The following is a 25,450-nucleotide window of genomic DNA, read 5'->3' as shown; positions in this document are numbered from 1 at the left end:
ACACGAGAACCGCATGACATCCACTCTCAGCCGCCCCACGGAGCTGCCCGCCGGCCAGGCATCGGTGCTCCGCGAATCCAGGGTCGAGCGCAAGGGCAACGTGCTCGTCCGCTGGGCGACCTCGACCGATCACAAGGTCATCGGGTACATGTACCTGATCTCGTCGTTCGTCTACTTCTGCATCGGCGGCGTCATGGCGCTGATCATCCGCGCCCAGCTCTTCCAGCCGGGCCTGGAGGTCGTGCAGACCTTCGAGCAGTACAACCAGCTCTTCACCATGCACGGCACGATCATGCTGCTCATGTTCGCGACGCCGCTCTTCGCCGGCTTCGCGAACGTCCTGATGCCGCTGCAGATCGGCGCCCCCGACGTCGCGTTCCCGCGGCTCAACGCGCTGGCCTACTGGTTCTACAGCATCGGCTCGGCCATCGCCGTGGCCGGCTTCCTCACTCCGCAGGGCGCCGCGTCCTTCGGCTGGTTCGCCTACACGCCGCTGTCGAGCACGACCTTCACCCCGGGCATCGGCGGCAACCTCTGGGTCTTCGGCCTCGCCCTCAGCGGCTTCGGCACGATCCTCGGTGGCGTGAACTTCATCACCACGATCATTACGATGCGCGCCCCCGGCATGACGATGTTCCGCATGCCGATCTTCACCTGGAACATCCTGGTGACGTCGATCCTCGTGATCCTGGCCTTCCCGGTGCTCGCCGCGGCCATGTTCGGCCTCGGCCTCGACCGCGTGTTCGACGCGCACATCTACGACCCCGCCAACGGCGGTCCGATCCTGTGGCAGCACCTGTTCTGGTTCTTCGGCCACCCCGAGGTGTACATCATCGCGCTGCCGTTCTTCGGCATCGTCTCCGAGGTCTTCCCGGTCTTCAGCCGCAAGCCGATCTTCGGGTACAAGACCCTCGTCTATGCGACGATCGCCATCGCGGCGCTGTCCGTCACCGTGTGGGCGCACCACATGTACGTGACCGGCTCGGTGCTCCTGCCGTTCTTCGCCCTCATGACGATGCTCATCGCGGTCCCGACCGGCGTGAAGATCTTTAACTGGGTGGGCACGATGTGGCGCGGCTCGGTCACCTTCGAGACCCCGCTCCTGTGGGCGATCGGCTTCCTGGTGACCTTCACGTTCGGTGGCCTCACCGGCGTCATCCTCGCCTCCCCGCCGCTCGACTTCCACGTCTCCGACACCTACTTCGTCGTGGCGCACTTCCACTACGTCGTGTTCGGCACCGTCGTGTTCGCCATGTTCTCGGGCTTCTACTTCTGGTGGCCCAAGTGGACCGGCAAGATGCTGAACGAGTCGCTCGGCAAGATCCACTTCTGGCTGCTGTTCATCGGCTTCCACACCACGTTCCTCATCCAGCACTGGCTCGGTGCCATGGGCATGCCGCGTCGGTACGCGACGTACCAGCCCGAGGACAACTTCATCTGGATGAACCAGCTGTCCTCGATCGGCGCGGGCATCCTAGCCGCCTCGATGCTGCCGTTCTTCCTGAACGTGTGGATCACCGCCCGCAAGGCGCCCAAGGTGACGGTGAACGACCCCTGGGGCTACGGCCGCTCGCTCGAGTGGGCCACGTCCTGCCCGCCGCCCCGCCACAACTTCACCTCGATCCCGCGCATCCGCTCCGAGGCCCCCGCGTTCGACCTCAACCACCCCGAGGCCGGCATCCCCGTCGGCGTCGGTCCGGCGAAGGACGCGCCGGACACCCCGACCTACGACCAGGCCTCTGGAAAGGTGAAGTAGCGTGAAGATCAACGCGATCCTCTTCTGGGTCCTCACGGGCTTCTTCGCCCTCGCAGCGGTCGTGTACGGCGTCTGGACGTACATCAACAGCGGCACGAGCATCGAGTGGACGGGCACCGTCGCGCTCTCCCTCTCGACAGCTCTGGCGGCGTTCATCGCGTTCTACCTGAGCCGCGTCATCGGCGCCCAGCCCGAGATGCTGCCCGAGGACCGCAGCGACGCGAACATCGACGACGGCGACCCCGAGCTGGGCTTCTTCAGCCCGTGGAGCTGGTGGCCGCTGACGCTGGCCCTTGGCTGCGGCTCGGTGTTCCTCGGCCTCGCCGCCGGTTTCTGGCTCGCGATCCTCGGTGTGTTCATCACGGTCATCGCCCTCGTGGGCTGGACGTACGAGTACTACCGCGGCTACTTCGCCCGCTAGGTCGACGTGATCCGGGCTGCGGTGGCGGCGGACAACTCCGCCGTGTTCCGGCTGTGTCAGCAGCTGGACATGATCAACGCGCCCGCCCACCGGGACGACTTCGACGTCTCGTTCTTCCACATCCTGCGCAGCAGGGGGGAAGGACGGGACGTCCTTCTCGTCGCCGAGGACGAGGCGGGGGTCGTGGTGGGCTACGCCTACCTGACCGTGTCGCGCCTGCTCTACGCGGGTGGTCTGTCCGCCCACCTGGAGGAGCTCGTCGTCGACCCGTCCGCCCGCGGCGCCGGTCTCGGCTCTGACCTCGTGCGCGCCTGTGAGCGCGTGTGCATCGACCGCGGCGTGGGCCAGCTCACCATGTCGACGCGCCGCGCAGGGGGCTTCTACAGCCGCCTGGGCTACGAGCGCACGGCCGAGTTCTACAAGAAGCTCTTCCGCCGCCAGCCCGCGGGCTAGGCGCTATGGCGCCGGTCGTGTGCTCCCGATTTGGCCGCGCCCGTAGCGTCCCTTCGACAAGCTCAGGGACCGTGTGGGGGCGTTCTGCGGATTGCTCGGGGCGTGTCCGCATATACGGTCGCTGAGCTTGTCGAAGCGACGTGACGGGCACGTGCTTGCTGCGCGGTGGCTCCCGCCTCGAACGGATGATCCCGACAGGACGGTCCGTCCCTTCCACACGCTCAGGGACCGTGTGGGTGCGTGGGGTGACTGCCGTCGCTCGGGGGTGCGGCCCTGTGGGCGCAGCCGGGGCGTCGGCGGGGTGGGGCTAGTCCGTGGGCGTCAGTCGCGGCGGAGGAACCGCAGGGCCGTCACAGAGGCGGTGACGGGGGTCTGCTGCTCCACCGGGTCGTTCCCGTGCCGGTGGTGGGCCGAGGGTCCCATGCCGATGAGGGACGACACCGACTCCGGCGCGAGGGACAGGGTCGTGCGCACCGGGATCTCGCGGTCGAGCTCGAACCGGGACGACAGCGCTTCGAGGAGCCGCTCCCGCTTCTCCTCCTGCACGCCGAGCACCAGGCCGCGCTCACGCAGCTCGCGCAGGTGGTCGCCGTCCGGCACGACGACGACCAGCGATCCGCCCGGCTCGAGCACGCGCCAGAACTCCTCGGGGTTGCGTGGGGCGAAGACGTTGAGGATGGCCGTCGCGGCGCCGTCCCGCACCGGCAGCGGAGCCCACACGTCGGCCACGAGTCCGTCGATGCGGTCGTCGCCCCGTACGGCGCGTGACACGGCCGCGGGGGAGAGGTCGAGGGCCAGCGCCGTGGCGTCCGGGCGGTCCTCCAGCACGCGCCGCAGGTAGTAGCCCGTGCCGCAGCCGGCGTCGAGGATCCGCTGCGCTCTCCCGCCTGGCAGCAGCTCGGCGGCCGCGTCGGCGATCGGGCGGTAGTGGCCCGCGGAGAGGAACGCGTCGCGGGCGTCGAGCATGGCCGCGTCGTCGCCGACGACGCGGGTCCTCGGGCTGAGCAGAGTCACGTAGCCGCGGCGGTTGACGTCGTGACTGTGCCCGGACGCGCAGACGAGCGCGAGCGGCGGTCGCGGTTCGAGGGGGAGAAAGCAGATCGGGCAGCGGAGCCAGGCGGACAGCGTGACCGTGGTCACGTGTCGCCGGCTACCGCTGCCCGATGGCAGTGCGTCAGCGCTGATTGTGCTTAGTGCCGGTTGCGGTCGGCGCCGATGGCGGACTGGTGCTCGCCCTCGATCGCCGCGGCCGCGTGGTGCTCGCCGTGCGAGAGCTCCACGTCCCTGCGGGTGACGGGCGCGATGCGGTCCTCGAAGAACCAGCGGGAGAGCCCTGCCCGCACGCGGGTCGCGGCGGTGATCTTGCCGCGGCTGTTCGGGCGGATCATGAGCGGCGCGTAGTCGTTGTAGCTGACCAGCTTCCAGCGGTCGTAGTCGTCGAGCTGCTCGTGCACCTCGATGAACTCACCGCCGGGCAGCTTCACGATGCGGCCGGACTCGATGCCGTGCAGCGCGATCTCCCGGTCCTTCTTCATGAGGGCGAGGCACACACGCTTCGTGATCAGGTACGCCACGACCGGACCGAGGATCGCCGCGGCCTGGAGGAAGTGGATCACGTGCTCCATCGCCAGGTCGAAGTGCGTGGCGATCAGGTCGGAGCTCGCGGCCGCCCACAGCACGCCGTAGAACGTGACACCGGCGGCGCCGATACCCGTGCGGGTGGGGGCGTTGCGGGGACGGTCGGCGATGTGGTGCTCGCGGTTGTCGCGGGTGATCCAGTGCTCGAGGAACGGGTAGATCATCGGGAGCACGATGATCGCGCCGAGCGCCACCATCGGGATCAGGATGTTGAACGACCACGTGCGGTTCAGGAACTCGATCTCGAGTCCCGGCGGGATCAGACGCAGGGCGCCGTCGGCGAAGCCGATGTACCAGTCGGGCTGGGTTCCGGCGGACACCGGGGAGGGGTCGTACGGCCCGTAGTTCCAGATCGGGTTGATGGCGAAGAAGGTGGCCATGACCACGATCACGCCGAACACGATGAAAAAGAAGCCGCCGGCCTTCGCCGCGAAGGTGGGGAGGATCGGCACGCCGAGCACGTTCTCGTTCGTGCGGCCGGGGCCGGCGAACTGGGTGTGCTTGTGCACGACCACGAACACGAGGTGCAGGGCCAGCAGGGCGACGAGCACCGCGGGCAGCAGCAGGATGTGCAGCGTGTACAGGCGGCCGACGATGGCGGTGCCGGGGAACTCGCCGCCGAAGAGCAGGAACGAGATCCAGGTGCCGATGACGGGGATGCCCATCACGAGGCCCTCGATGATCCGCAGGCCGTTGCCGGAGAGCAGGTCGTCGGGGAGCGAGTAGCCGGTGAAGCCCTCACCCATGGCGAGGATGAAGAGGCCGAAGCCGATGACCCAGTTGAGCTCGCGCGGCTTGCGGAACGTGCCGGTGAAGAACACGCGCAGCATGTGCAGGCCGGTCGCGGCGATGAAGAGCAGCGCGCCCCAGTGGTGGATCTGACGGATCAGGAGGCCACCGCGGATGTCGAACGAGATGTCGAGCGTCGAGGCCATGGCCACGGACATCTCGACGCCCTTGAGCGGAACGTATGAGCCCTCGTAGTGCGTCTCCGCCATGGACGGGTCGTAGAAGAACGTGAGGAACGTGCCGGTCAGCAGGATGACGACGAAGCTGTAGAGCGCCACCTCGCCGAGCATGAAGGACCAGTGGTCGGGGAAGATCTTGCGGCCGAACTCCTTGACGACCGCGGAGATCGTGGTCCGCTCGTCGATGTAGTTCGCGGCGGCAGCGGTGTAGCTGCTCGTCCTCGTCCGCTTCGGTTCAGTTGTCGTTGACACTTGCTCGCTCCCAGAAACTCGGTCCAACCGGCTCGGTGAAGTCGCTTTGCGCGATGAGGTAGCCTTCGTCGTCCACGGCGATAGGCAGTTGCGGCAGGGGCCGCGCGGCGGGCCCGAAGATGACCTCGCAGTGATTGGTCACGTCGAACTGGGACTGGTGGCAGGGGCAGAGCAGGTGGTGCGTGATCTGCTCGTACAGCGCCACCGGGCAGCCGACGTGCGTGCAGATCTTGGAGTACGCGACGATGCCGTCGTAGGACCAGGACTTGCGTTCCTCGATCTCGTTGAGCTCGTCGGGACGGAGACGCATGAGCAGGACGGCGGCCTTGGCCTTCTCCTCGAGGTAGTGCTCGGACTCGTCGAGCCCCTCGGGGATGACGTGGAACGCGGAGCCCAGGGTGACCTCGCTGGCGCGGATCGGCGTGCCGGAGGGGTCACGGGTGAGGCGAACGCCCTCTTTCCACATGGTGTGGGAGAGCGCGCTGACCGGGTCCTCCTGGTTGCCCGGGTACAGGTCGCGGAACAGCACGATGGCCGGCAGCGGGAAGGCGACGAGGGCGCCGATGAGGCTGTTGCGCAGGAGGGAGCGACGACCGAGGCCGGACTCCTTGTTCGCCTGGTCGAAGATCTCGACGGCGCGGGCGCGAGTGGCGGGGCTTCCGATCACCGGGTGGCGGTGATCGATCATCTCCTCCTCCGGCATGAGGGCCTTGCCCCAGTGGACGGCGGCGATGCCGATGGCCAGGAGGGCGAGGGAGATGCCGATCCCGATCATGAGGTTGTTCATGCGGGTCGAGGCGATGTTGTTCTCCTCGATGGGGAACCCGAAGTACGCGGCGATGGCGAAGACGCTGCCCGCGAGCGACAGGTAGAAGAGGGTGTAGACCGTTCGTTCGGCCCGCTTCTCCTTCTTGGGATCGAGGTCGGTCACGCGCGGCTGGTGCGGCGGGATGCCCGGGTTCTCGAACCGGTCGGGGGCGATAACGCCGAGACCGGGGGACACCGAGGTCTCCTGGGACGCGCTCACCGGGACGGCGACGGATCGCGCCGACTGCCCGGCCGAAACGACGTCGCGTGCGCCGTGGTCGTCTGCCATGTGTTCCTATTCCTGCCTGTCTTGGTTGTGCAGAAGCATGTCGTGCGGAGTCTTGCGGAGCTCGCTCGTGGCGCCGCTAGTTCGACTTCGCCGTGAGCCACACCGCGATAGCGACGATGGCACCGAGGCCGAAGAACCAGGCGAAGAGGCCCTCCGCCACCGGACCGAGGGAGCCGAGCACGTAGCCGCCCGGGGAGGGGGACTCGCGGTTGAACTCGAGGTACGTGATGATGTCGCGCTTGTCCTCGGGGCTGAGGTTCGCGTCGTTGAAGACGGGCATGTTCTGCGGGCCGATGACCATGGCCTCGTAGATGTGCGCGGGGGTCGCGTCGATGGCCGGGGCGTACTTGCCCTCCGTCAGGGCGCCACCGGCGCCCGCGACGTTGTGGCACATGGCGCAGTTGATGCGGAAGAGCTCGGAGCCGTTGGCGGCGTCGCCCTCGCCGTCCAGGTAGCGGGGGTCCGGGAGGCCCGGGCCGGGGCCGAGCGAGGCGACGTAGGCGGCGAGGGCCTTGGTCTGCTCGTCGGTGAACTGCTCGGGCTTCTCCTCGCCCTGCGGTCCCTGCTGGGCGAGCGGCATGCGGCCCGTGCCGACCTGGAAGTCGACCGACGCGGCGCCGACGCCGATCAGGCTGGGGCCGGACTCCGAACCCTCGAGGTTCAGGCCGTGGCAGCTGGCGCAGTTGGCCGAGAAGAGCTTCTCGCCCTCGTCGATCATCTGCTGCGAGTTGATGTCGGACTGCGCCTCCGCCGTGCCCCCGGAGATCAGCGCGTATGCGCCGCCCGTGGAGAGCAGGCCGATGGCAAGAAGGGCGACCGTGGCCAGCGGACTGCGTCGGCCGGCGCGGTTCTTGCGTTTCGTCGCGTTACTCATGCTGTGTGAATCTGCTCCCGCTCGTTACCTGTGGACCTGTTACCGAGGGTCCCGTTACTTGAGTACGTAGATGACCAGGAAGAGCCCGATCCAAACGACGTCGACGAAGTGCCAGTAGTAGGAGACGACGATGGCGCTCGTCGCCTCGCGGTGCCCGAAGTTGCGCACCGCGTATGCGCGGCCGATCACGAGCAGGAAGGCGATGAGGCCGCCCGTCACGTGCAGGCCGTGGAAGCCGGTGGTGATGTAGAAGGCCGAGCCGTAGGCGTTCGAGTCGAGCGCGATGCCCTCGCTGACGAGCGTGGCGTACTCGAGCACCTGGCCGGCGACGAAGATGGCGCCGAGCGCATAGGTGAGGAAGAACCACTCGACCATGCCCCACTGCGACGGCTTCCAGCCGGTCGACCGGGGCTGCATGCGCTCCGCCGCGAACACGCCGAACTGGCAGGTGAACGACGACGACACCAGGATCAGCGTGTTGACCAGCGAGTAGGGCACGTTCAGCCTGTCGGCCTCGAACGACCACTGCTCGGGCGATGTGCTGCGGAGGGTGAAGTAGATGGCGAAGAGACCCGCGAAGAACATCACCTCGCTGCCCAGCCAGACGATCGTGCCGACGGCAACCGAATTCGGCCGGTTCACCACCGGCGCATGGGCTGCGGGAGAGATTGAGGTGCTCGTCACGTTGTCCATTATGGACTAGTCGGGGGCGCCATTCGGTCATTGGAGGCGGCTTGGAAGGGATTGGCAGCAGGCTGTCGATTTCGCGTGGACAGTACTCTTGTCGCATGACGCTCGCACCGACATGGCCCTCCGTGCTGAATTCGATGCTCGACGGAAACGACCTGTCCGTTGCGGAGTCGACCTGGGCGATGCGGGAGGTCATGAAGGGCGCCGCGACCCCCGCTCAGATCGCGGGCCTGCTGGTCGCGCTGCGCTTCAAGGGCGAGACCGTCGACGAGATCGTCGGCTTCCGGGACGCCGTGCTCGAGAACGCCGTGCCGCTCGACGTCGACTCCCGCGCGCTGGACATTGTGGGCACGGGCGGCGATCCCTACGGAGCGGTACTCAACATCTCGTCCGCCGCGTCCGTGATCGCCGCGGCGGCGGGCGTGCCGGTCGTGAAGCACGGGAACCGGGGAGCGAGCTCGTCCTCGGGAGCGTCGGACGTGCTCTCGGTGCTCGGCGTCAATCTCGCCATCTCGCCGGAGCGGGTCGCCGAGGTGTTCCGCGAGACCGGCATCACGCTCGCGTTCGCCCATCTCTTCCACCCCGGGTTTCGGCACGCCGGTCCGACCCGCAAGGACCTCGGCATCGCGACGATGTTCAACATCCTCGGTCCGCTCTGCAACCCGGCGCGTCCCGACGCCTCGGCGGTCGGCGTGTCCGCGCTGGACCGGGTGCCGCTCATGGCCGGCGTGTTCCAGACCCGTGGTGCCACCGCGCTCGTCTATCGGGGCGACGACGGCATCGACAAGCTCACCACCAGCGGGCACAGCCGCATCTGGGAGGTGTCGGGCGGGTCCGTGAAGCAGCACGACCTCGACCCGCTCGACCTCGGCATCCCGCGGGCCGAGATCTCGGACCTCCTCGGGCAGGGACCCGAGTACAACGCGGGGGTCGTGCGCCGCGTGCTGGCCGGGGAGCCCGGGCCGCAGCGCGACATCGTGCTGCTCAACGCCGCGGCCGGGCTGGTGTCGTTCGAGCTGGCCGAGAGGCCCGAGCAGTTCCTGGTGCCGATCCTCGAGCGGCTTCGCGCCAAGCTCGCTGTCGCGGCCGAGGCGGTCGACTCCGGCGCCGCCCAGGCGAAGCTGGAGCAGTGGGTGGACGCCACCAACCGCTAGCCGTGCGGCCGCGGCGTCCCCCCTCACGGATGCCTTCGCGCTATTGCACGTCCTCGTCGACCCAGTCGAACGTCTTCGTGACGGCCTTCTTCCAAAGGCGGAGCTGGCGGTCACGCTCGGCGTCCTCCATCTGCGGCTCCCAGCGGCTGTCCTCCTGCCAGTTGCTGCGCAGGTCGTCCAGGTTGTCCCAGAACCCGGTCGCCAGTCCCGCGGCGTAAGCAGCGCCGAGGGCTGTGGTCTCCGCGACGACGGGGCGGACGACAGGGACGCCGAGGATGTCGGCCTGGAACTGCATGAGCAGGGTGTTGGCGATCATCCCACCGTCCACCTTGAGCTCCTTGAGGTCCACGCCGGCGTCGGCATTGACGGCGTCGAGCACCTCGCGGGTCTGGAAGGCCGTGGCCTCGAGGGCGGCGCGGGCGATGTGCCCCTTGTTCACGTAGCGGGTCAGGCCGACGAGCGCGCCGCGGGCGTCGGAGCGCCAGTAGGGCGCGAAGAGCCCCGAGAAGGCGGGCACGAAGTACACGCCGCCGTTGTCCTCCACGGTCGCGGCGAGCGCCTCGATCTCCGGGGCGGTCTTGATCATGCCCAGGTTGTCGCGCAGCCACTGCACGAGCGAACCCGTGACGGCGATCGACCCCTCGAGCGCGTAGTGCGGCTTCGCGTCGCCGAGCTTGTAGCCGAGGGTCGTGAGCAGCCCGTTCTGCGACCGCACGATCTCCTCACCCGTGTTGAAGATAAGGAAGTTGCCCGTGCCGTAGGTGTTCTTCGACTCGCCGGTGTCGAAGGCGGCCTGGCCGAAGGTCGCCGCCTGCTGGTCGCCGAGGATGCCCGCGATGGGCACCTCGCGCAGCAGGCTCGAGGCCTCCGCCGTGCCGTACACCTCGGACGAGCTCTTGATCTCGGGCAGCATCGACCGCGGCACGTCGAAGGCGGCGAGGATCTCGTCGTCCCACTGCAGCGTCTCGAGGTCCATGAACAGGGTGCGGGAGGCGTTGGTGACGTCCGTGACGTGCACCCCGCCGTCGGTGCCGCCGGTGAGGTTCCAGGTCACCCAGCTGTCCGTCGTGCCGAACAGCAGGTCGCCCGCCTCGGCCTTCTCTCGCGCGCCCTCGACGTTCTCGAGGATCCAGACGATCTTGGTGCCCGAGAAGTAGGTGGCGAGCGGCAGGCCGACCGTCTGCTTGAAGCGCTCGACGCCGCCGTCCGCGGCCAGGCGATCGACGATCGGCTGCGTGCGGGTGTCCTGCCACACGATGGCGTTGTACACGGGCTTGCCCGTGGTCCTGTCCCACACCACGGCGGTCTCGCGCTGGTTGGTGATGCCGATGGCCACGACGTCGTGGCGGGTGATGTCGGCCTTGGAGAGGGCGAGACCGATGACCTCGCGGGTGTTGCGCCAGATCTCCTCGGGGTCGTGCTCCACCCAGCCGGCCCGGGGGAAGATCTGCTCGTGCTCCCGCTGCCCGACGGACACGATGGATCCGCCGTGGTCGAAGACGATGGCGCGGGTGCTCGTCGTGCCCTGGTCGATGGCGACGATGTACTGGCTCATGGCGGGTGGTTCTCCTCGTGCTTGTCGGATGGACTGGGTCGGGTTGCGGAGTGGTCAGGCGCCGGGGCACCGCGCCGACGGCCCCGGAGTCAGATGACGGGCAGCAGGGCGTAGGACGAGAGGCCGGCGAGCACGCCGCCGATCAGCGGGCCGGCGACGGGAACCCAGGAGTACGCCCAGTCGCTCGTGCCCTTGCCCCTGATGGGCAGGACGGCGTGGGCGATGCGCGGTCCGAGGTCGCGGGCGGGGTTGATGGCGTAGCCGGTGGGGCCGCCGAGCGAGACGCCGATGCCGACGACGAGCAGGGCGACGGGTAGGGCGCCGAGGGCGGCGAGCCCGGCGGGAGTCGTGGCGTCGACGTCGCCGTTGTTGGTGAGGCCGAAGCCCAGCACCACGAACACGAGGACGAACGTGCCGAGGATCTCCGTGACCAGGTTCCAGCCGTAGTTGCGGATCGCCGGCCCGGTGGAGAACACGGCCAGCTTCGACACCGCGTCAGGCTCGGCGTCGAAGTGCTGCCGGTAGGCCAGCCAGCAGAGCACGGCGCCGAGGAAGGCACCGACCATCTGGGCGAGCAGGTAGATGGGGACCACCCCGAGATCCACCTTGCCGGCCACGAGCAGGCCGACCGTCACGGCGGGGTTCAGGTGCGCGCCGGATGCGTAGGAGACGGTGACGCCCGCGAACACCGCGAAGCCCCAGCCGAACGTGATCATGAGGAAGCCGGCGTTGTAGCCCTTGTTCCCCGCGAGCAGGACGTTCGCGACGACGCCGCAGCCCAGCAGGACCAGGATCGCCGTGCCCACCGCCTCCGACACGAAGATGGTTCCGAGATCATCCATGAGTGACCTTCCGAGAAGGGGATCGGATGGGGCGCATCCACCCGCGCCGTCGCGAGTGCCTCCACCCTAGACCTGAGCAAACGCCGTATTCCACAAGGGACCGAAATCCGCTCGCCGACCTTCTCGGCCCCTTCCGGTTGGGCGTACATTGAGCAGGCGCAGCCCCACCCGCGAGCAACGAGGAGTCTCAGTGAAGAAGCTCATCAACGATCCGAGGGCCGTCGTGTCCGAGTCCCTGCAGGGGCTCGCGGCCGCCCACTCCGACGTGGTGACGGTGCACGCCGACCCCGACTTCATCGTGCGCGCCGGGGGTCCGCGATCGGGCAAGGTGGCCCTGGTCAGCGGCGGCGGCAGCGGCCACGAGCCGCTGCACGGCGGCTTCGTCGGAGAGGGGATGCTCGACGCCGCCGTGCCCGGGCCGGTGTTCACCTCGCCGACGCCCGACCCCATCGTCGCGGCGACCCTCGCCGTGGACGGCGGCGCCGGGGTGCTGCACATCGTGAAGAACTACACGGGCGACGTGCTGAACTTCGAGACGGCCGCCGAGCTCGCGGAGGCGGAGGGGGCCACCGTCCGCTCCGTCGTCATCGACGACGACGTCGCGGTGAAGGACTCGCTCTACACCGCAGGCCGGCGCGGCGTTGCCGGCACCGTGCTCGTCGAGAAGATCGCGGGCGCCGCCGCCGAGCGCGGGGACGACCTCGACTCGGTCGCGGCCATCGCGACCCGGGTGAACGCGCAGGCGAGGTCCATGGGCGTAGCGCTCACCCCGTCGACCGTTCCGCACGCCGGGGAGCCGAGCTTCACCCTCGCCGACGACGAGGTGGAGATCGGCATCGGCATCCACGGCGAGCCCGGCCGGGAGCGGATCCCGCTGGAGCCGGCCGACGCCATCGTGGACCGCCTGCTCGCGCCGATCCTCGAGGACCTGCCCTTCGAGAGCGGCGATCGCGTGCTGCTGTTCGTCAACGGCATGGGCGGCACCCCGCAGATCGAGCTGTACATCGTGTTCCGCCGCGCGGCCGAGGTTCTGCGCGAGCGCGGCATCGAGGTGGCACGCTCGCTGGTAGGCAACTACGTGACGTCCCTCGAGATGCAGGGGGTGTCGATCACGCTCCTGAAGCTCGACGACGAGTTCGTCGAGCTCTGGGATGCACCCGTGAACACCATCGCGCTGCGATGGGGAAGGTAGGCGGACAGATGGGCTTGGACAGTCGATGGGCCGAGGCGTGGGTGCGCGAGAGCGCCCGGGTCATCGCCGAGCACCGGACGGAGCTGATCGCGCTCGACCGCGAGATCGGGGACGGGGACCACGGCGAGAACATGGACCGCGGCTTCTCCGCCGTGGTCGCGAAGCTCGACGGCGCGGAGTCCGCGACGCCGGGTGACGTGCTGAAGCTCGCCGCCACGACGCTGATCTCCACCGTCGGCGGAGCCTCGGGGCCCCTGTTCGGAACGGCTTACCTGAAGGCGGCGGGAGCCGTCACCGGGACGCAGGAACTGGACGGGGCCGCGCTGGTCGCGCTGCTGACCGCGGCCCGCGACGGGATCGTGCTCCGCGGCAAGGCGGAGCAGGGCGACAAGACGATGATCGACGCCTGGTCGCCGGCGGTGGACGCCGCGTCCGCCGCCCAGACGGACGGCGCGAGCGAGGCGGCCATCCTCGAGGCGGCCGCCGCCGCCGCGGAGTCCGGCGCCGAGGCGACCGAGCCGCTCGTCGCCCGCAAGGGCCGCGCGAGCTACCTCGGTGATCGCGCCATCGGTCACCGCGACCCGGGCGCCCAGTCGAGCGCGCTCCTGCTCCGCGCCGCGGCGCGGACCGCAGCGGAAGCGGCGTCGTGACCGTCGGCATCGTCTTCGTCTCGCACAGCGCCAAGATCGCCGAGGGACTCATCGACCTCGCCCGGCAGATGGCTCACGACGTGGAGATGCAGAGCGCCGGAGGCACGGACGAGGGCGGCATCGGCACGAGCTACGACCGGGTAACCGCCGCCATCGACGCCGTGAACACCGGAGCCGGCGTCGTCGTGCTCTGCGACCTCGGCTCCGCCTACATGACGGCTGAGACGGCCGTGGACTTCCTGGACGACGACGTGCGGAACGAGGTGCGCATCGTGGACGCGCCCCTCGTGGAGGGCGGGGTGGCGGCTGCCGTCGCGGCCCAGACCGGCGGGCACCTCGACGCCGTCGTCGCGGCGGCCCGCTCGGCGGGCGAGGCGTTCGCTCCCGGATCCCGCGCCGAGCCCGGCACGCTGCCGGTGCCGCAGGACCCGGACGCCGTCGTCGCGACGGTCACGGTCGTCAACGAGGAGGGGCTGCACGCCCGCCCCGCCGCGGAGTTCGTGAAGCTGGCGTCGACTTACGACGCGAAGATCACGGTGAACGGCGTCGACGGGAAGTCGCTGCTGCGCATCATGACGCTCGCGCTGACGCGCGGCTCCGACGCGACCATCTCGGCGACGGGCGAGCAGGCCCGGGAGGCCGTCGACGGCCTCGCCGGGCTCATCCGGTCGGGCTTCGGCGAGGCCTGAGCGGAGCGCCGCAGGGCTCACAGGTCAGGTCAGGAGCTGCGCTCCGGCTCCTCGTCGAGCACGGCGAGCACGTTGCCAGCGGGGTCACGGAACCAGGCGATGCCCGGGCCCTCGCTCTCCCGCATGATGCCCTTCGAGTCGGTGGGGAACTCGCTGTCGTCGTAGATCTTCGTCTGCACGCCGCGGGAGTTCAGCTCGTCCACGGCCGCCTCGAGGTCGGAGACGGGGAAGTTCAGGATGGTGAACGTCGCCGGCGTGTGCTCCTCCTTGCCGTAGACGAGCACGCGCCCGCCGCCCTCGAGCTCGAGGGTCAGGAACCCCATCGGGTTGTCCTGGACGCGCAGGCCCAGGGTGTCGCGGTAGAACGTGCGGGCCGCGTCGACGTCGTCGACGGAGAAGCCGCTGAAGGCGTGCGCTGTGCTGAACAAGAGATCCTCCTCGATCACCTGGCCCGCCGCCGCGGGCATGCCGGACAGCGACGTCGGTCGCTGACACGGGACACACTGGCACTGCGAGGGCCCGGTGTCCATGCCTCCGGACGCCGTCGGATCAGGCCGCGAAGCGGACGGGCCGCCGAGGCGATCAGCCCGGAAGCGAGACCTCGATCATGCCGTCCACGACGCGCGTCCTGAAGCGGTGCTGCGGCGCCGTCGCGGGACCGTGCACGACCTCACCCGTCTCGATCTCGAAGACGCTGCCGTGCCAGGGGCACACGACGCAGGGGTCGTCGCCGCCCTCGATCAGGGTGCCCTCGCCGAGCGGACCGGAGAGGTGGCTGCACTTCGCGGACAGGGCGGACACCCGGTCGCCGCGGCGGTACAGCAGCACGGAGACGTCACCCAGGTAGCGCTGCTGGAGCGTGCGCTCGGGCACGTCGTCGAGGGGCGCCAGGGGCTGCCAGCCGCTCGGCACGAGGTGCGGCACGTCCTCGGCGTGGTTGGCGCCCGCCGCCATCGCGTAGGAGAGGTGCCCGCCCAGGTAACCGCCGCCGCTCACGAGGGCGAGGCCCGCGTAGCCGAGCACCTTGCCGCTCACGTGCCTGCCCCGCCTGCGCTGCACGTACGAGGCGGCGTAGAGCGTGGTGGCGAGGATGTTCGCGGCGGAGTGCACGAGCCCGACCCGCTGCTGCTGCGCGTGCAGCTGCGACCAGTCGTTGAATCCCGCGGCGGCCGTGGGCAGCGCGCTGATCACCCCGGCGCCGACGAGCATCCGGGAGGCCCGCTCCGTTCCGGGCACGAGGTCGAGGCCGGCCGCGGACAGCCAGGCCCCGGCGGGCGCGAGGATCATGAGCGGGTGCAGGGCGTGCCCGATCGGCACGCCGTGCAGGATGTCGCGCAGCCACTGGGGGCGAATGACCGACTCGACGCCCTTCTGCACCGCCTTCACCGCGGGATCGAGCACCGCGGCGTCCTCGAGGTTGTCGATCGGCTTGAGCAGGGGCAGGCGCTTCATGTGCACTCCTCGGTGAGACGGGTGAGACCGAGCCTAGACACGAGCCACGGGCCCGGCTACGACGGCTCGGCAGGGTCACAGGCTCGCCGGCGGGTCAGGGCGCGCCCGGTGCCCCCGGGGTGCGCACGCTGACGCGGAGGGCCTGGATGAGCGGCGGATCGAGCGGGTGCAGGCTCACCTCGCACTCCAGCTCCCCGCGCTCGGCGGGCACCCGCCAGAGGATGTGGGCCGGGGAGCCGACGCGGAGGAGCACCTGATCGAGCGGGCGCTCGGGCAGCAGCGGACCCACCTCGGCGAGCGCGGCGTTCATTCCCCGTCGACGCTCCGCCCAGGGCACGTCGAGCGGGACGTTCGAGCTGAACCGGCCGGCCGGCGGCGACGGCGAGCGCCCGCGCAGCATCCGCTCGACGAGGTCCCGGGCGGCCGCTGTCTCCGGCCAGAGGGCGGGGACCGGGCGATGGAACTCCTCCAGCAGGAGTTCGAGCGCCCCGGCGGCGGGTGTCGCGGCGTCCGCGTACGTCGCGTTCTCGAACACGATCACCGCGAGTCCGGACTCGGGGTGCCAGCGCATGTGCGAACCGAAGCCGGGGTAGCCGCCGGAGTGGCCGACCACGGCACCGAAGCGCGGGTGCAGGGTCACGTTCAGGCCGAAGCCGTACCCGCGGGACACGGGGTGTACGGCGTCCGTGGGCGACGGGATGGCGCGGGCGATCTGCTGCATCTCGCGGCGCGAGGCCCGGGAGAGCACCGCGTCCGCCGAGCTTGTGCCGAGCGAGCCGTCGCCGACCCAGGCGTCGTACGCCGCGCCGTCACCGGCCGCACCGGCCCCGATCGCACCCGTCGGGGTGAACGCGGCCGACAACCAGCCCGCCCAGCGGGCGAGGTCCCGGGCCGTGCTGAAGAGACCGCCGATGGGGGAGAAGGCGCCCGGTCCGCTGAACGGCTGCGGCGACCAGGTGCCGTCGACCGTCCTGCGGTACCCGGTCGCGACGCCGCCGGAGGCCGCCACGCGCTCGTCGAAGCCGGTCGAGGCGAGCTGCAGCGGATCCAGGAGTTCCCGGTGCACGAACGCCCGGAACGGCTGCTCGGCGATCCGCTCGATGACGCGCCCGAGGACGGCGTACCCCAGGTTCGAGTACTCGTACGCCGTGCCGGGCGGGTGCGACCAGCGCACGCCCCGGGCGAGCATGTCGTCGAGCTCTCTCGGGGAGATCGACTCCTGCCGGTCGGCCCACTCGTTGTCGGTGGCCAGCCCCGCGGACATGGTGAGCAGCATGCGGAGGGTGATCTCCGGGTATCCCGGCGGCACCCGCAGTCCCGCCGCGGCGGGGAGATGAAGCAGCGCGGGGTCGTCGAGGTGGAGCGCGCCGCGATCGCGCAGCAGCAGGATCGCCGCGGCCGTGACGCTCTTGGTGCACGAGGCGATGCGGAACGCCGTCGCGGCCCCCGGCCTCGTGCCCGCCTCGTCCGCGGTGCCGTGTCCGCCCGCCAGGAGGAGGCGGCCGTCCCGGCCCACGGCGAACGCGAGTCCCGGCGACACCCCGGCCAGGGCCCGCGCCCGGAACAGCTCCTCGACCGAGTCGAGGGCCGTCAGCGCGCTGTCTCCCGAATCCATACCTCCATGGTGGACTGCCCGCGGTTCGCCCAGGCGAAATAGGGCACGGCGCGCACCCGCGTCGGGCGCGAGTCCGGCGGCGTCTCGCGGTACAGGCGCTCGTCCCCGTCCGGGGCGATGTCGGCGAAGCCGTCCGCCACGATCGCCTCGATCCCGAGGTCCTCGTCCAGTTCGGTGCCGAAGCCGGAGTCCCGCGGGAGTGAGAGGGCCGCGACCGGCACGTCGTGGTCGACGCCCTCGAGGCAGTAGACCAGGGGACCGCGCCGCAGGGCGACCCGGCCGACGTCCTCGGTCACCGCGGGATTGGCCCAGAGTCGCTGCGGCGCCAGGGGCAGGTCGAGCGTGATCACGTCGCCCTCCCGCCACTCGCGCTCCAGCCGCAGGTAGCCGCCCGCGACGGCGGACGGTACGTCGACGGGGTCGCCGTTGACCTCCGCCGTCGCGGATCCCCCGGCCCAGCCGGGCATGCGCACGGCAACCGTGAATGTCGCCGCCTCGGCGGGGGTGACCGTGATGGAGACCGACCCGGTGCGCGGGTACTCGGTCGCGACATCGAGGCGCACGGCGCCGGAGTCCAGCGAGAAGGCGGCGGAGCCCGCGACGAACAGGGTGACCAGGGCCTCGTTCGCGCCCTCGGCGTAGGCGTAGTACTCGAGCGAGGTGAGCAGGCGGGCGAAGTTCGGTGGGCAGCAGGCGACGCCGAACCACTCGTGGCGGTGCACGGATCCGTCGCTCGCGAGCGGGTTGCCGTAGAAGTAGTGCGTGCCCTCGGCGGATGCGCCGCTGAGGGCCGCGTTGTACAGCGCCCGCTCCATCACGTCCGCATACCGGCCCTCCCCGGTGAGCAGCGCCATGCGCTGCGACCAGAAGACAAGTCCGATGGCGGCGCAGGTCTCCGCGTAACCGCCGATGCCGGGGAGGTCGTAGTCCGGGCCGAAGCCCTCGATGGAGGGATCGGAGCCGAGTCCGCCGGTCACGTACATCTTCTTCTCGGTGAGGTTCTGCCACAGGCGCTCGCAGGCGCTCCGCAGCCCGTCGTCGCCGTACTCGAGCGCGAGGTCGGCCATCGCGGTGTAGAGGTACATCGCCCTGACGGAGTGCCCCACCGCCTCCGTCTGCTCGCGGACCGGCAGATGGCTCTGGGTGTACTCGCGGAACCGCTGGACCTGCTTCGGCCGCTCGGGGAAGGCGAAGGAGAAGTAGCCCTCGCTGCCGCGCTCCTCCCGTTCGAGGTCGAAGTAGAAGGGCTCGGTGCCGCGCGCATCGATGAGGCGCCTGCTGAGGTCGAGGTAGCGGCGCTCGCCGGTGGCCCGGTACAGCTTCACCAGGGCGAGCTCGATCTCCTCGTGCCCGTCGTAGCCGCCCTCCGCCGAGCCGCCCGGCCCGAACTCCCGGTCGATCAGATCGGCGAACCGGCGGACGATGTCGAGCAGCGAGGTCTTGCCCGTGGCCGAGTGGTGCGCGACGCCCGCCTCGATGAGATGACCCGCGCAGTAGAGCTCGTGCGTGTCCCGCAGGTCTGTGAAGCGCTTGCCCGGGGCGACGACCGTGAAGTAGACGTTCAGGTAGCCGTCCTCCTGCTGGGCGCCCGCCAGCAGGTCGATCGCCTCGTCGACGGCGGCGTCGAGCACCGGGTCCGGGGTCTTCGCGAGGCTGTAACTCGCGGCCTCGATCCACTTGGCGACGTCCGACTCCCAGAAGATGTGGGGCTCGTTCGGGTCGCCGGGCTTCCAGCCGAGACGGAGGGCCTCGAACTGCCCGCCGGATCGGAGCTGCCGCTCCTGCTGCGGGATCGTTCCCGTCCGCACCACCTCCCGGCGCGGGCTCCAGAAGTGGTCGTCGATGGTCACGGCCGCCAGGGGGAGGGCGTGGCGGGACGACGCGGGGTCGGGGGGAGTGCTCATTGTTACCTGCTTCTTCACGCCGTCGGATGTATCGGTGGTGCGCACCGGACCCGCAGGTGGGTCGGCCGGCGGTGGTGGTGGCTGCGGACGGCGGCGGTGCCGCCCTCCTCGATGCTGCCATCCGGCCGAATGCCGCGCGAGGATCGGCTTCCCCAGGGCCGGGAGGAACGCTAGTGTTTATTTAGTTAGACGAACTAGTTAGGAACAGTCATGAGCGCAACCGCCTCGCACCGCCCGTCCTTCACCGTCGCGTGGCCGTCGCGGCCGCGCGAGACAGCACCGACGGCGGCCGCTGCCGACCGCGCCGCCGTGCTGTGGCTCGAGGTGGAGACCGGGCTCTGGGTGGGGCGCGTCGAGGGCGAGTTCCGGGGGATGATCGAGATCACGTCCGAGGGGTTCGCGGCGACCGACGGCCGCGGCGGGACTCGCGGGGTGCATCCCACCCTCGCCAGGGCGAAGCGCTCGCTCGCGACCGAGTCCGGGGTGCTCGCGGCGTGGCGGCGCGCGACCGCCGGCAAGCGGGCGGGAGCGACGGAGCATGACGACCACTGATCCCGGCGTACGCCGATCGGAGTACTGGTACCCGGAGGACAAGGACCGGGCCATCGGCGTGCTGAACGCGCTGCGGGCGTACCGATCCGCCGAGGTCGCCATGCGCAAGCGCACCCGTGACTCCATGGGCATGGGCGAGACGGACCTCACCGCCATCCGGTACCTGCTCGAGGCCGAGCGTCGCGGACACGCCGTGACCGCCAAGGACCTTGCGCGCCGCCTCGAGGTGTCCTCCGCGTCGGTGACCGCGCTCATCGATCGGCTCGTGAGGAGCGAGCACGTGCGGCGCGACCCGCACCCCACGGACCGGCGCAGCGTGATCATCGTGCCGACGCACGACACCGACACCGAGGTGCGCGACACCCTCGGGCGCATGCACGACGTCATGATGGAGCAGGCGGAGGCGCTGACTCCTGAGGAGGCCAGGGTCGTCGAGCGCTTCCTCCGCGGCATGGCCGGCGCCCTCCGTGCCGTCGACCAGGCGCCCTCAGCCGCCAACGACCTCTGACCGCTACCCCCGACGGCACCCCGCAGCTCGCGCACACGTTTCGGTCGTTCTGCCGATGCGGGTGAACGCCGACGGGAGTTTGCTGGACGTACGTCCGGAGCGCCGAGCCCGGCGGCTACCCAGGAGGCGTACATGAAAGCCATGGTCTACCGCGGCCCCTATAAGGTGCGTGTCGAGGAGAAGGACATCCCGCGCATCGAGCATCCGAACGACGCCATCGTTCGCGTGACGCTCGCCGCCATCTGCGGGTCGGACCTGCACCTGTACCACGGCATGATGCCGGACACCCGGGTCGGCATGACCTTCGGGCACGAGTTCATCGGCGTCGTCGAGGAGGTCGGGCCGTCCGTGCAGAACCTGAAGCGCGGCGACCGGGTGATGGTGCCGTTCAACGTGTACTGCGGCTCCTGTTACTTCTGTGCGCGCGGCCTGTACTCGAACTGCCACAACGTCAATCCGAACGCGACGGCGGTGGGCGGCATCTACGGCTACTCCCACACCTGTGGCGGCTACGACGGCGGGCAGTCCGAGTTCGTGCGCGTGCCGTTCGCGGACGTCGGGCCGAGCATCATCCCGGACTGGCTGGAGGACGAGGACGCTCTCCTCATGACGGACGCGCTCTCCACCGGATACTTCGGGGCCCAGCTCGGCGACATCAGCGAGGGCGACACGGTGATCGTGTTCGGCGCGGGCCCGGTGGGCCAGTACGCCGCGAAGTCGTCCTGGCTCATGGGGGCGGGCCGCGTCATCGTGATCGACCACCTGGAGTACCGCCTGGAGAAGGCGCGTACCTTCGCGCACGCCGAGACCTACAACTTCGCCGAGTACGACGACATCGTCGTCGAGATGAAGAAGCAGACGGACTACCTCGGCGCCGACGTCGTGATCGACGCTGTGGGCGCGGAGGCCGACGGCAACTTCACGCAGCACGTCACATCGGCGAAGTTCAAGCTGCAGGGCGGATCACCGGTCGCGCTCAACTGGGGCATCGACGCGGTCCGCAAGGGAGGCACCATCTCGGTCGTGGGCGCGTACGGGCCGATGTTCAGTGCCGTCAAGTTCGGCGACGCGATGAACAAGGGCCTCACGCTGCGAATGAACCAGTGCCCCGTCAAGCGGCAGTGGCCGCGGCTGCTCGAGCACATCCGGAACGGCTACCTCAAGCCGAACGACATCGTCACGCACCGCATCCCGCTCGAGCACATCGCGGAGGGGTACCACATCTTCTCCTCGAAGCTCGACGAGTGCATCAAGCCCGTCATCGTCCCCAGCGCCAGCTGAGCCAGAGGAAGGATCGATCATGCCTGGAACGCCGTACCTGCCCAGCAAGCCGAGGAGCACCCCCTCGAGCGATGAGCTGCGGGCCCGCATCCCCGGCTGGGGTGCCGACCTCGACCCGAAGGACCGCCCGTCCTACCCGCGGGAACGCTTCGACCCCGGTGCGACGGGCGCGCACTGGGAGTTCCCGGAGCGGCAGGAGGAGAAGTGGCCACGGGAGCGGTCCATCGAGCACGAGTTCCTCACCCCCGTGTTCGGCACGTCGACGCCGCCGCGCGGGCTCTCCGGTGCCCTGCGGAAGTACGCCTATGCCACGTACAGCGAGGGGCGCGCCGCGCACTGGCTGATCCTGATGGGCGCCGATCGGGTCGACGCGATCGAGAGCCACCTGCGGTCGTTCGCGACGCTGCGCCCGGACAACCCGATCACCGAGACCGGCGTGCTGAGCGAGTTCTCCCGCGGCGGGCTGTCATCCCGGGTGGGACGCAAGCGCGTGGACATGTCCCACACCTGGATCGACCCGATCCTCGTGGCGGGCCCGTGGGTGCTCGCCGGCGTGGTGCTCCTGCGGCTCGGGCGGCGCGTGAGCTCGGCCAGGGGCTGACGGCACGGCTCGGCCCCGTCTCGCCCGGGGGCTGACCCGCGTTCTGGGGGTGCCGGTTACCCGATCGTGACGTCCGGACGAGCCGAAGTTTCCCCACCTGTGGATAGCGTGCAGGGGATGAACACCTCAGCCGCCCTCCCCAGACTCACCGCCGCCACCGTCGCCGCCCTCCTGGCCGCCGCGGGACTCGCCTCCGGCCCCGCCTCCGCAGCGCCCGACACCACCTACTACAGCGTGCCGTTCTCGCCGGACCTCTACGTGGTCGGCGAGGACGCCGACGGGGAGGCGGAGGTCCTCATCGCCACCTACGAGGAGTGGAGCGCGGACGGCAACCCCGCACCGGTTGCGGCGCCGACCACCTACAAGGCGTACGAGTGGTCACCGCACGTGTTCGCGGAGATCGAGCTCGGGGAGTACGGGTACGCCGAGCAGCTCAGCTACGAGCAGTGGCTGGCCGGCGGCGCGAAGATGCCGACGCGGAACACCCTCATCGTCGGCACCGTGCTGCTGAAGTGGGACACGTCGCCCGCCCTCGTCGTCTTCAATCCGTACGACCTCTCCAGCCCGACGGATCACAATCTCTCGTACGGCGAGTGGCAGCGCCTTGGCTTCCCCGCGCCGACCTACCTGAGCAATCAGGGCTATCAGAAGCTCTCCTGGTCGCCCGCCATCGCTTACATGACGGACATCACCGCGGGCATCGGCGTTCCCCTCAGCTACGAGGACTGGTCGGCAGGGGGCTTCCAGGTGCCGCAGACGGTGACCCGCTTCCCCAACGACAGGTTCTGCTCGACGCCGGGTTCACCCGACGTGCGGTACACCGGTCCCGTGCACCCCGACTCGATCGTGCTGTCCTACGAGCAGTGGCGCGCCGCCGGTTCGCCGCAGCCGACGGCCTGCTAGCGCATCCCGATGAGCTCCACGACCGCGCTTCCGCGGATCCTCGCGGTGGCGGCCGCCGCCCTGCTCGCCGCTGCCGCCCTCACCCCCGCTCCCGCGGCGGTGGCGCTGGGCAACGACCCGTACTTCAGCGTGCCGTTCTCGAGCGACCTGTACGTGCTCGACCGGGGAGTGGCGCCGAACGCCGTCCCGTCCGTGCGCGTCGCGACCCTGGAGGAGTGGGGCGGGGACGGCTACCCGGTCCCGGTCACCGCCCGGGCGAGGTACAAGGCCTACGAGTGGTCGGCCGACATCTACGCGGAGATCTCGTTCAACGACTTCGTGTACGCGGAGCACCTGACCCCGGCTCAGTGGCTGCGGGCCGGCGCTCCGGTTCCGACCCGGAACACGCTCATCGCGGGCACGGTGCTGCTCAAGTACGACACGGCGGACGACCTGATCGTGGTGACCCCGAGGGAGGAGCTCGGCGCTTCCCCGCGGCACACCCTCGACTTCGCCGAGTGGCGACGGCTGGGGTTCCCCCGGCCCACCCTGCTGCCCAACCGGGGCTACCAGAAGCTGTCGTGGTCGCCGGTCATCACTGAGATGGCGGATCTCTGGAGGGGTGTCGGTGCCCCGATCCGGTTCGAGGACTGGGCCGCGCTCGGCTTCCCGCGCCCGCAGGTCGTTGCGCGTTATCCGAGGGACCTGTTCTGCGCCACCCCGCTGTCGCCGGACATCCTGTACGTCGGACCGGCCTACCCCGAGGGAATCGTCCTGACCTACGAGCAGTGGCGCGCGGCCGGCTCGCCGACGCCGAAGCTCTTCTGCTAGCGGCACCACTCGATCGATGACCCTTCAGTCGACGCACTGAAGACAACGGGGCCGGGGAGCGAGGCTCCCCGGTCCCGTTCTCGTGGGTCGGCTGGGTCAGCGACGGGAGAGGAACGCCTCGATGCGGTCGAACGCGCCGATCAGGGCATAGGTCGCGAAGAAGTCGCGCAGCTCGACCGTGGGGAAGCCGCTCTGCTGGATGGTCATCAGCGTGCCGCCCTCGTGCTCCTCGAACGTCACGACGATGTCGGTCTCCATGGTCGCGCCGTCCGGGCTGCTGCCCGTCGACCTCGTCACGAGCCGGTGCGGGCGGTCGATCTCGCGGAACACCTGCGTCTCGCGGAACAGCTGGTCGCGACTCGGGCCCCACACGGCCGTCTGCGTGCCGCCGACGCGGAGGTCGACCTCGATCTCAACGATGCCCGGTTCCTCGTCGAGGATGCTGAACCAGACCTTCTGCTTCTCCGCATCGGTGTACGCGTCGAACACCTCCTCCGGCGTGGCGGGGAGGTGACGGCTCACCGTCAGCTCGAGGGTGTCGTCGTCGACGCGGGCGTTGTTCGTCATTCTTCCGTTCCTTTCGTGAGTGTGAAGTACGCCTCCAGGCCGTCGAGACGGCGCTCCCACAGGCGCTGGTAGAACGTGATCCACTGCATGGCATCATCCAGACGTTCCGTGCCGAGGCGGCACTGGCGAGCCCGCCCGACTTTCTGCGTCGTCACGAGTCCCGCCTCCTCGAGCACCTGCACGTGCTTCGTGAGGCCGGTGATGGTGATGTCGAACGGCTCCGCCAGTTCGGAGATGGTGGCGGGGCCGGAACCGAGGCGCTCGAGGATGCCGCGCCTCGTCGAGTCCGACAGGGCCGCGAAGGCCCGGTCGAGGACGTGTTGCTGAACCATACGGTTCAGTGTATGACAGTGAACCGGATAGTTCAACGTGGACCTGTGAGAGGGTCCTCAGGTTGACGGGACGCCCGTCGCTACCGTTGAGGGGCGGCGCCGTGCGCCGCCGCCGCGTCCTCGCCCTAGGGAGCCCCGCCATCGTCCGCACGCCGCACCGCCTGTTCTCGACCGTCGCCGTCGCGGAGACGATCACCTGGACCCTGCTGATCATCGCCATGGTGCTGAAGTACGGGGTGCGGGTGGGCGACTGGCCCGTCTCCGTCGCCGGGCTGCTGCACGGCGTCGTGTTCCTCTCCTTCGCCGCGACGGCCGCGCTCGTGGGACTGAATCAGCGCTGGCCATTGCTGCGCATCGTCGGCACCGCCGCCGTCGCGGTCGTGCCCTACGGCACGATCCCCGTCGAGCGGTCGCTGGCCCGGCGCGGGCTGCTGCGCGGCGTGTGGCGCAGCGCGGAACCGGCCGCGGCGCCCGACGGCACCGCGGGTCGCGCGTCCGCCCCGGCGAGAGGCAGCATCGGCGACGCGCCGGCCGTGGACGCCGCGCTCCGCTGGGTGCTCGCGCGCCCCCGCACGCTCGCGGCGCTGCTTGTCGCGGCCGTCGCCGCGATCACCGCGATCCTCCTCGTCGTCGGCCCGCCCGGCGGGCGCGGCTAGCGACGCCCTCGGTACGCCAGGGCGCGTGCACCCGGGCGG

The 25,450-nt window shown here is 70.0% G+C and carries 27 protein-coding genes; 14 read left to right on the top strand and 13 right to left on the bottom strand.

The genetic code is table 11. The annotated features are described in order from the left end of the window. The first annotated feature begins 13 nt into the window (after positions 1-13). The 3 genes from ctaD to DAI20_RS15055 are packed head-to-tail and all read left to right on the top strand — an operon-like array spanning position 14 to position 2,630. Positions 14-1,756, top strand: a complete 1,743-nt coding sequence (gene ctaD, locus DAI20_RS15065) for an aa3-type cytochrome oxidase subunit I (RefSeq protein WP_108252276.1) — start codon at positions 14-16, stop codon at positions 1,754-1,756. Position 1,757: 1 nt separating this feature from the next. Further along, positions 1,758-2,177 (top strand): cytochrome c oxidase subunit 4, encoded by a 420-nt coding sequence (locus DAI20_RS15060; protein WP_108252274.1) that lies wholly within the window; start codon positions 1,758-1,760, stop codon positions 2,175-2,177. A gap of 21 nt (positions 2,178-2,198) precedes the next feature. Then, positions 2,199-2,630, top strand: coding sequence for a GNAT family N-acetyltransferase (locus tag DAI20_RS15055; protein WP_240606101.1), 432 nt, complete (start codon positions 2,199-2,201; stop codon positions 2,628-2,630). A 321-nt stretch (positions 2,631-2,951) separates the two neighbouring features. Here DAI20_RS15055 and DAI20_RS15050 read toward each other — a convergent pair whose 3' ends face one another. The 5 genes from DAI20_RS15050 to ctaE form a co-directional block, all read right to left on the bottom strand. Continuing rightward, on the bottom strand, positions 2,952-3,770 hold the full coding sequence (locus tag DAI20_RS15050) for a methyltransferase domain-containing protein (protein ID WP_108252272.1): 819 nt from the start codon (positions 3,768-3,770) through the stop codon (positions 2,952-2,954). Positions 3,771-3,820: 50 nt separating this feature from the next. Beyond that, entirely contained in the window at positions 3,821-5,488 is a 1,668-nt protein-coding gene (gene qcrB / locus DAI20_RS15045; protein ID WP_108252270.1) for a cytochrome bc1 complex cytochrome b subunit, read from the bottom strand. Further along, positions 5,472-6,584 (bottom strand): cytochrome bc1 complex Rieske iron-sulfur subunit, encoded by a 1,113-nt coding sequence (gene qcrA, locus DAI20_RS15040; RefSeq protein WP_108252268.1) that lies wholly within the window; start codon positions 6,582-6,584, stop codon positions 5,472-5,474. Before qcrA ends, qcrB begins: the two co-directional genes overlap by 17 nt. A gap of 76 nt (positions 6,585-6,660) precedes the next feature. Next, the gene (gene qcrC / locus DAI20_RS15035) at positions 6,661-7,458 is read right to left on the bottom strand and encodes a cytochrome bc1 complex diheme cytochrome c subunit (RefSeq protein ID WP_108252266.1); all 798 of its coding nucleotides are present in this window, start codon (positions 7,456-7,458) and stop codon (positions 6,661-6,663) included. Between the two features lie 54 nt (positions 7,459-7,512). Then, the gene (gene ctaE, locus DAI20_RS15030; protein ID WP_108252264.1) at positions 7,513-8,151 is read right to left on the bottom strand and encodes an aa3-type cytochrome oxidase subunit III; all 639 of its coding nucleotides are present in this window, start codon (positions 8,149-8,151) and stop codon (positions 7,513-7,515) included. Positions 8,152-8,246: 95 nt separating this feature from the next. Between ctaE and trpD the strand changes: the two genes are divergently transcribed. Continuing rightward, positions 8,247-9,302 carry an anthranilate phosphoribosyltransferase gene (gene trpD / locus DAI20_RS15025; RefSeq protein WP_108252262.1) on the top strand — a complete coding sequence of 352 codons (1,056 nt, stop codon included), beginning with the start codon at positions 8,247-8,249 and terminating at the stop codon, positions 9,300-9,302. Positions 9,303-9,342: 40 nt separating this feature from the next. Here trpD and glpK read toward each other — a convergent pair whose 3' ends face one another. Beyond that, positions 9,343-10,857, bottom strand: coding sequence for a glycerol kinase GlpK (gene glpK / locus DAI20_RS15020; RefSeq protein ID WP_108252260.1), 1,515 nt, complete (start codon positions 10,855-10,857; stop codon positions 9,343-9,345). A gap of 89 nt (positions 10,858-10,946) precedes the next feature. Beyond that, positions 10,947-11,699, bottom strand: a complete 753-nt coding sequence (locus tag DAI20_RS15015) for an MIP/aquaporin family protein (RefSeq protein WP_108252258.1) — start codon at positions 11,697-11,699, stop codon at positions 10,947-10,949. A gap of 190 nt (positions 11,700-11,889) precedes the next feature. Here DAI20_RS15015 and dhaK point away from each other — a divergent pair, with 190 nt between their 5' ends. Genes dhaK through dhaM form a run of 3 tightly spaced genes read left to right on the top strand, consistent with a single transcriptional unit; the run spans position 11,890 to position 14,230 of the window. Continuing rightward, complete coding sequence (gene dhaK, locus DAI20_RS15010) at positions 11,890-12,891, top strand: dihydroxyacetone kinase subunit DhaK (RefSeq protein ID WP_108252256.1); 1,002 nt, start codon at positions 11,890-11,892, stop codon at positions 12,889-12,891. A gap of 8 nt (positions 12,892-12,899) precedes the next feature. Continuing rightward, a complete protein-coding gene (gene dhaL / locus DAI20_RS15005) occupies positions 12,900-13,541 on the top strand; it encodes a dihydroxyacetone kinase subunit DhaL (protein ID WP_108252254.1) in 642 nt (213 codons plus the stop codon). Then, entirely contained in the window at positions 13,538-14,230 is a 693-nt protein-coding gene (dhaM, locus tag DAI20_RS15000) for a dihydroxyacetone kinase phosphoryl donor subunit DhaM (RefSeq protein ID WP_108252252.1), read from the top strand. The genes dhaL and dhaM overlap by 4 nt, the downstream gene beginning before the upstream one ends. A gap of 29 nt (positions 14,231-14,259) precedes the next feature. Here the strand turns inward: dhaM and DAI20_RS14995 are convergent, their stop codons facing one another. The 4 genes from DAI20_RS14995 to DAI20_RS14980 all read right to left on the bottom strand — a co-directional run bounded on the left by DAI20_RS14995 (position 14,260) and on the right by DAI20_RS14980 (position 19,201). Then, positions 14,260-14,658, bottom strand: a complete 399-nt coding sequence (locus DAI20_RS14995) for a VOC family protein (protein ID WP_240606100.1) — start codon at positions 14,656-14,658, stop codon at positions 14,260-14,262. A 154-nt stretch (positions 14,659-14,812) separates the two neighbouring features. After that, the gene (locus tag DAI20_RS14990) at positions 14,813-15,682 is read right to left on the bottom strand and encodes a Rieske (2Fe-2S) protein (protein WP_108252248.1); all 870 of its coding nucleotides are present in this window, start codon (positions 15,680-15,682) and stop codon (positions 14,813-14,815) included. 94 nt (positions 15,683-15,776) lie between these two features. Continuing rightward, positions 15,777-17,297, bottom strand: a complete 1,521-nt coding sequence (locus DAI20_RS14985) for a serine hydrolase domain-containing protein (protein ID WP_108252246.1) — start codon at positions 17,295-17,297, stop codon at positions 15,777-15,779. Then, complete coding sequence (locus DAI20_RS14980; RefSeq protein ID WP_108252244.1) at positions 17,273-19,201, bottom strand: glycoside hydrolase family 127 protein; 1,929 nt, start codon at positions 19,199-19,201, stop codon at positions 17,273-17,275. The genes DAI20_RS14985 and DAI20_RS14980 overlap by 25 nt, the downstream gene beginning before the upstream one ends. Positions 19,202-19,411: 210 nt before the next feature. On the opposite strand from DAI20_RS14980, the gene DAI20_RS14975 reads away from it, so the two are divergent. The 6 genes from DAI20_RS14975 (at position 19,412) to DAI20_RS14950 (ending at position 23,856) form a co-directional block, all read left to right on the top strand. Beyond that, entirely contained in the window at positions 19,412-19,753 is a 342-nt protein-coding gene (locus DAI20_RS14975; RefSeq protein ID WP_108252242.1) for a hypothetical protein, read from the top strand. After that, the gene (locus DAI20_RS14970) at positions 19,740-20,261 is read left to right on the top strand and encodes a MarR family winged helix-turn-helix transcriptional regulator (protein WP_108252240.1); all 522 of its coding nucleotides are present in this window, start codon (positions 19,740-19,742) and stop codon (positions 20,259-20,261) included. Before DAI20_RS14975 ends, DAI20_RS14970 begins: the two co-directional genes overlap by 14 nt. Before the next feature lie 132 nt (positions 20,262-20,393). After that, complete coding sequence (locus tag DAI20_RS14965; RefSeq protein ID WP_108252238.1) at positions 20,394-21,542, top strand: zinc-dependent alcohol dehydrogenase; 1,149 nt, start codon at positions 20,394-20,396, stop codon at positions 21,540-21,542. A gap of 19 nt (positions 21,543-21,561) precedes the next feature. Beyond that, positions 21,562-22,143 carry a hypothetical protein gene (locus DAI20_RS14960; protein ID WP_108252236.1) on the top strand — a complete coding sequence of 194 codons (582 nt, stop codon included), beginning with the start codon at positions 21,562-21,564 and terminating at the stop codon, positions 22,141-22,143. 117 nt (positions 22,144-22,260) lie between these two features. Continuing rightward, a complete protein-coding gene (locus tag DAI20_RS14955; RefSeq protein ID WP_108252234.1) occupies positions 22,261-23,046 on the top strand; it encodes a hypothetical protein in 786 nt (261 codons plus the stop codon). A 9-nt stretch (positions 23,047-23,055) separates the two neighbouring features. Next, positions 23,056-23,856, top strand: coding sequence for a hypothetical protein (locus DAI20_RS14950; RefSeq protein ID WP_108252232.1), 801 nt, complete (start codon positions 23,056-23,058; stop codon positions 23,854-23,856). Positions 23,857-23,952: 96 nt separating this feature from the next. Here the strand turns inward: DAI20_RS14950 and DAI20_RS14945 are convergent, their stop codons facing one another. Then, positions 23,953-24,423: an SRPBCC family protein gene (locus DAI20_RS14945; protein WP_108252230.1), complete on the bottom strand. Its 471-nt coding sequence runs from the start codon at positions 24,421-24,423 to the stop codon at positions 23,953-23,955. Next, on the bottom strand, positions 24,420-24,755 hold the full coding sequence (locus DAI20_RS14940) for an ArsR/SmtB family transcription factor (RefSeq protein WP_108252228.1): 336 nt from the start codon (positions 24,753-24,755) through the stop codon (positions 24,420-24,422). Before DAI20_RS14940 ends, DAI20_RS14945 begins: the two co-directional genes overlap by 4 nt. A gap of 101 nt (positions 24,756-24,856) precedes the next feature. Between DAI20_RS14940 and DAI20_RS14935 the strand changes: the two genes are divergently transcribed. After that, positions 24,857-25,411 carry a DUF3817 domain-containing protein gene (locus DAI20_RS14935; RefSeq protein ID WP_240606099.1) on the top strand — a complete coding sequence of 185 codons (555 nt, stop codon included), beginning with the start codon at positions 24,857-24,859 and terminating at the stop codon, positions 25,409-25,411. The last annotated feature ends 39 nt before the right edge of the window (positions 25,412-25,450 follow it).

Source organism: Planctomonas deserti (assembly GCF_003067705.1).
GTDB lineage: Bacteria > Actinomycetota > Actinomycetes > Actinomycetales > Microbacteriaceae > Planctomonas > Planctomonas deserti.
Note: the sequence above shows the minus strand (reverse complement) of the source record. Positions and strands in the feature narration are given on the sequence as shown.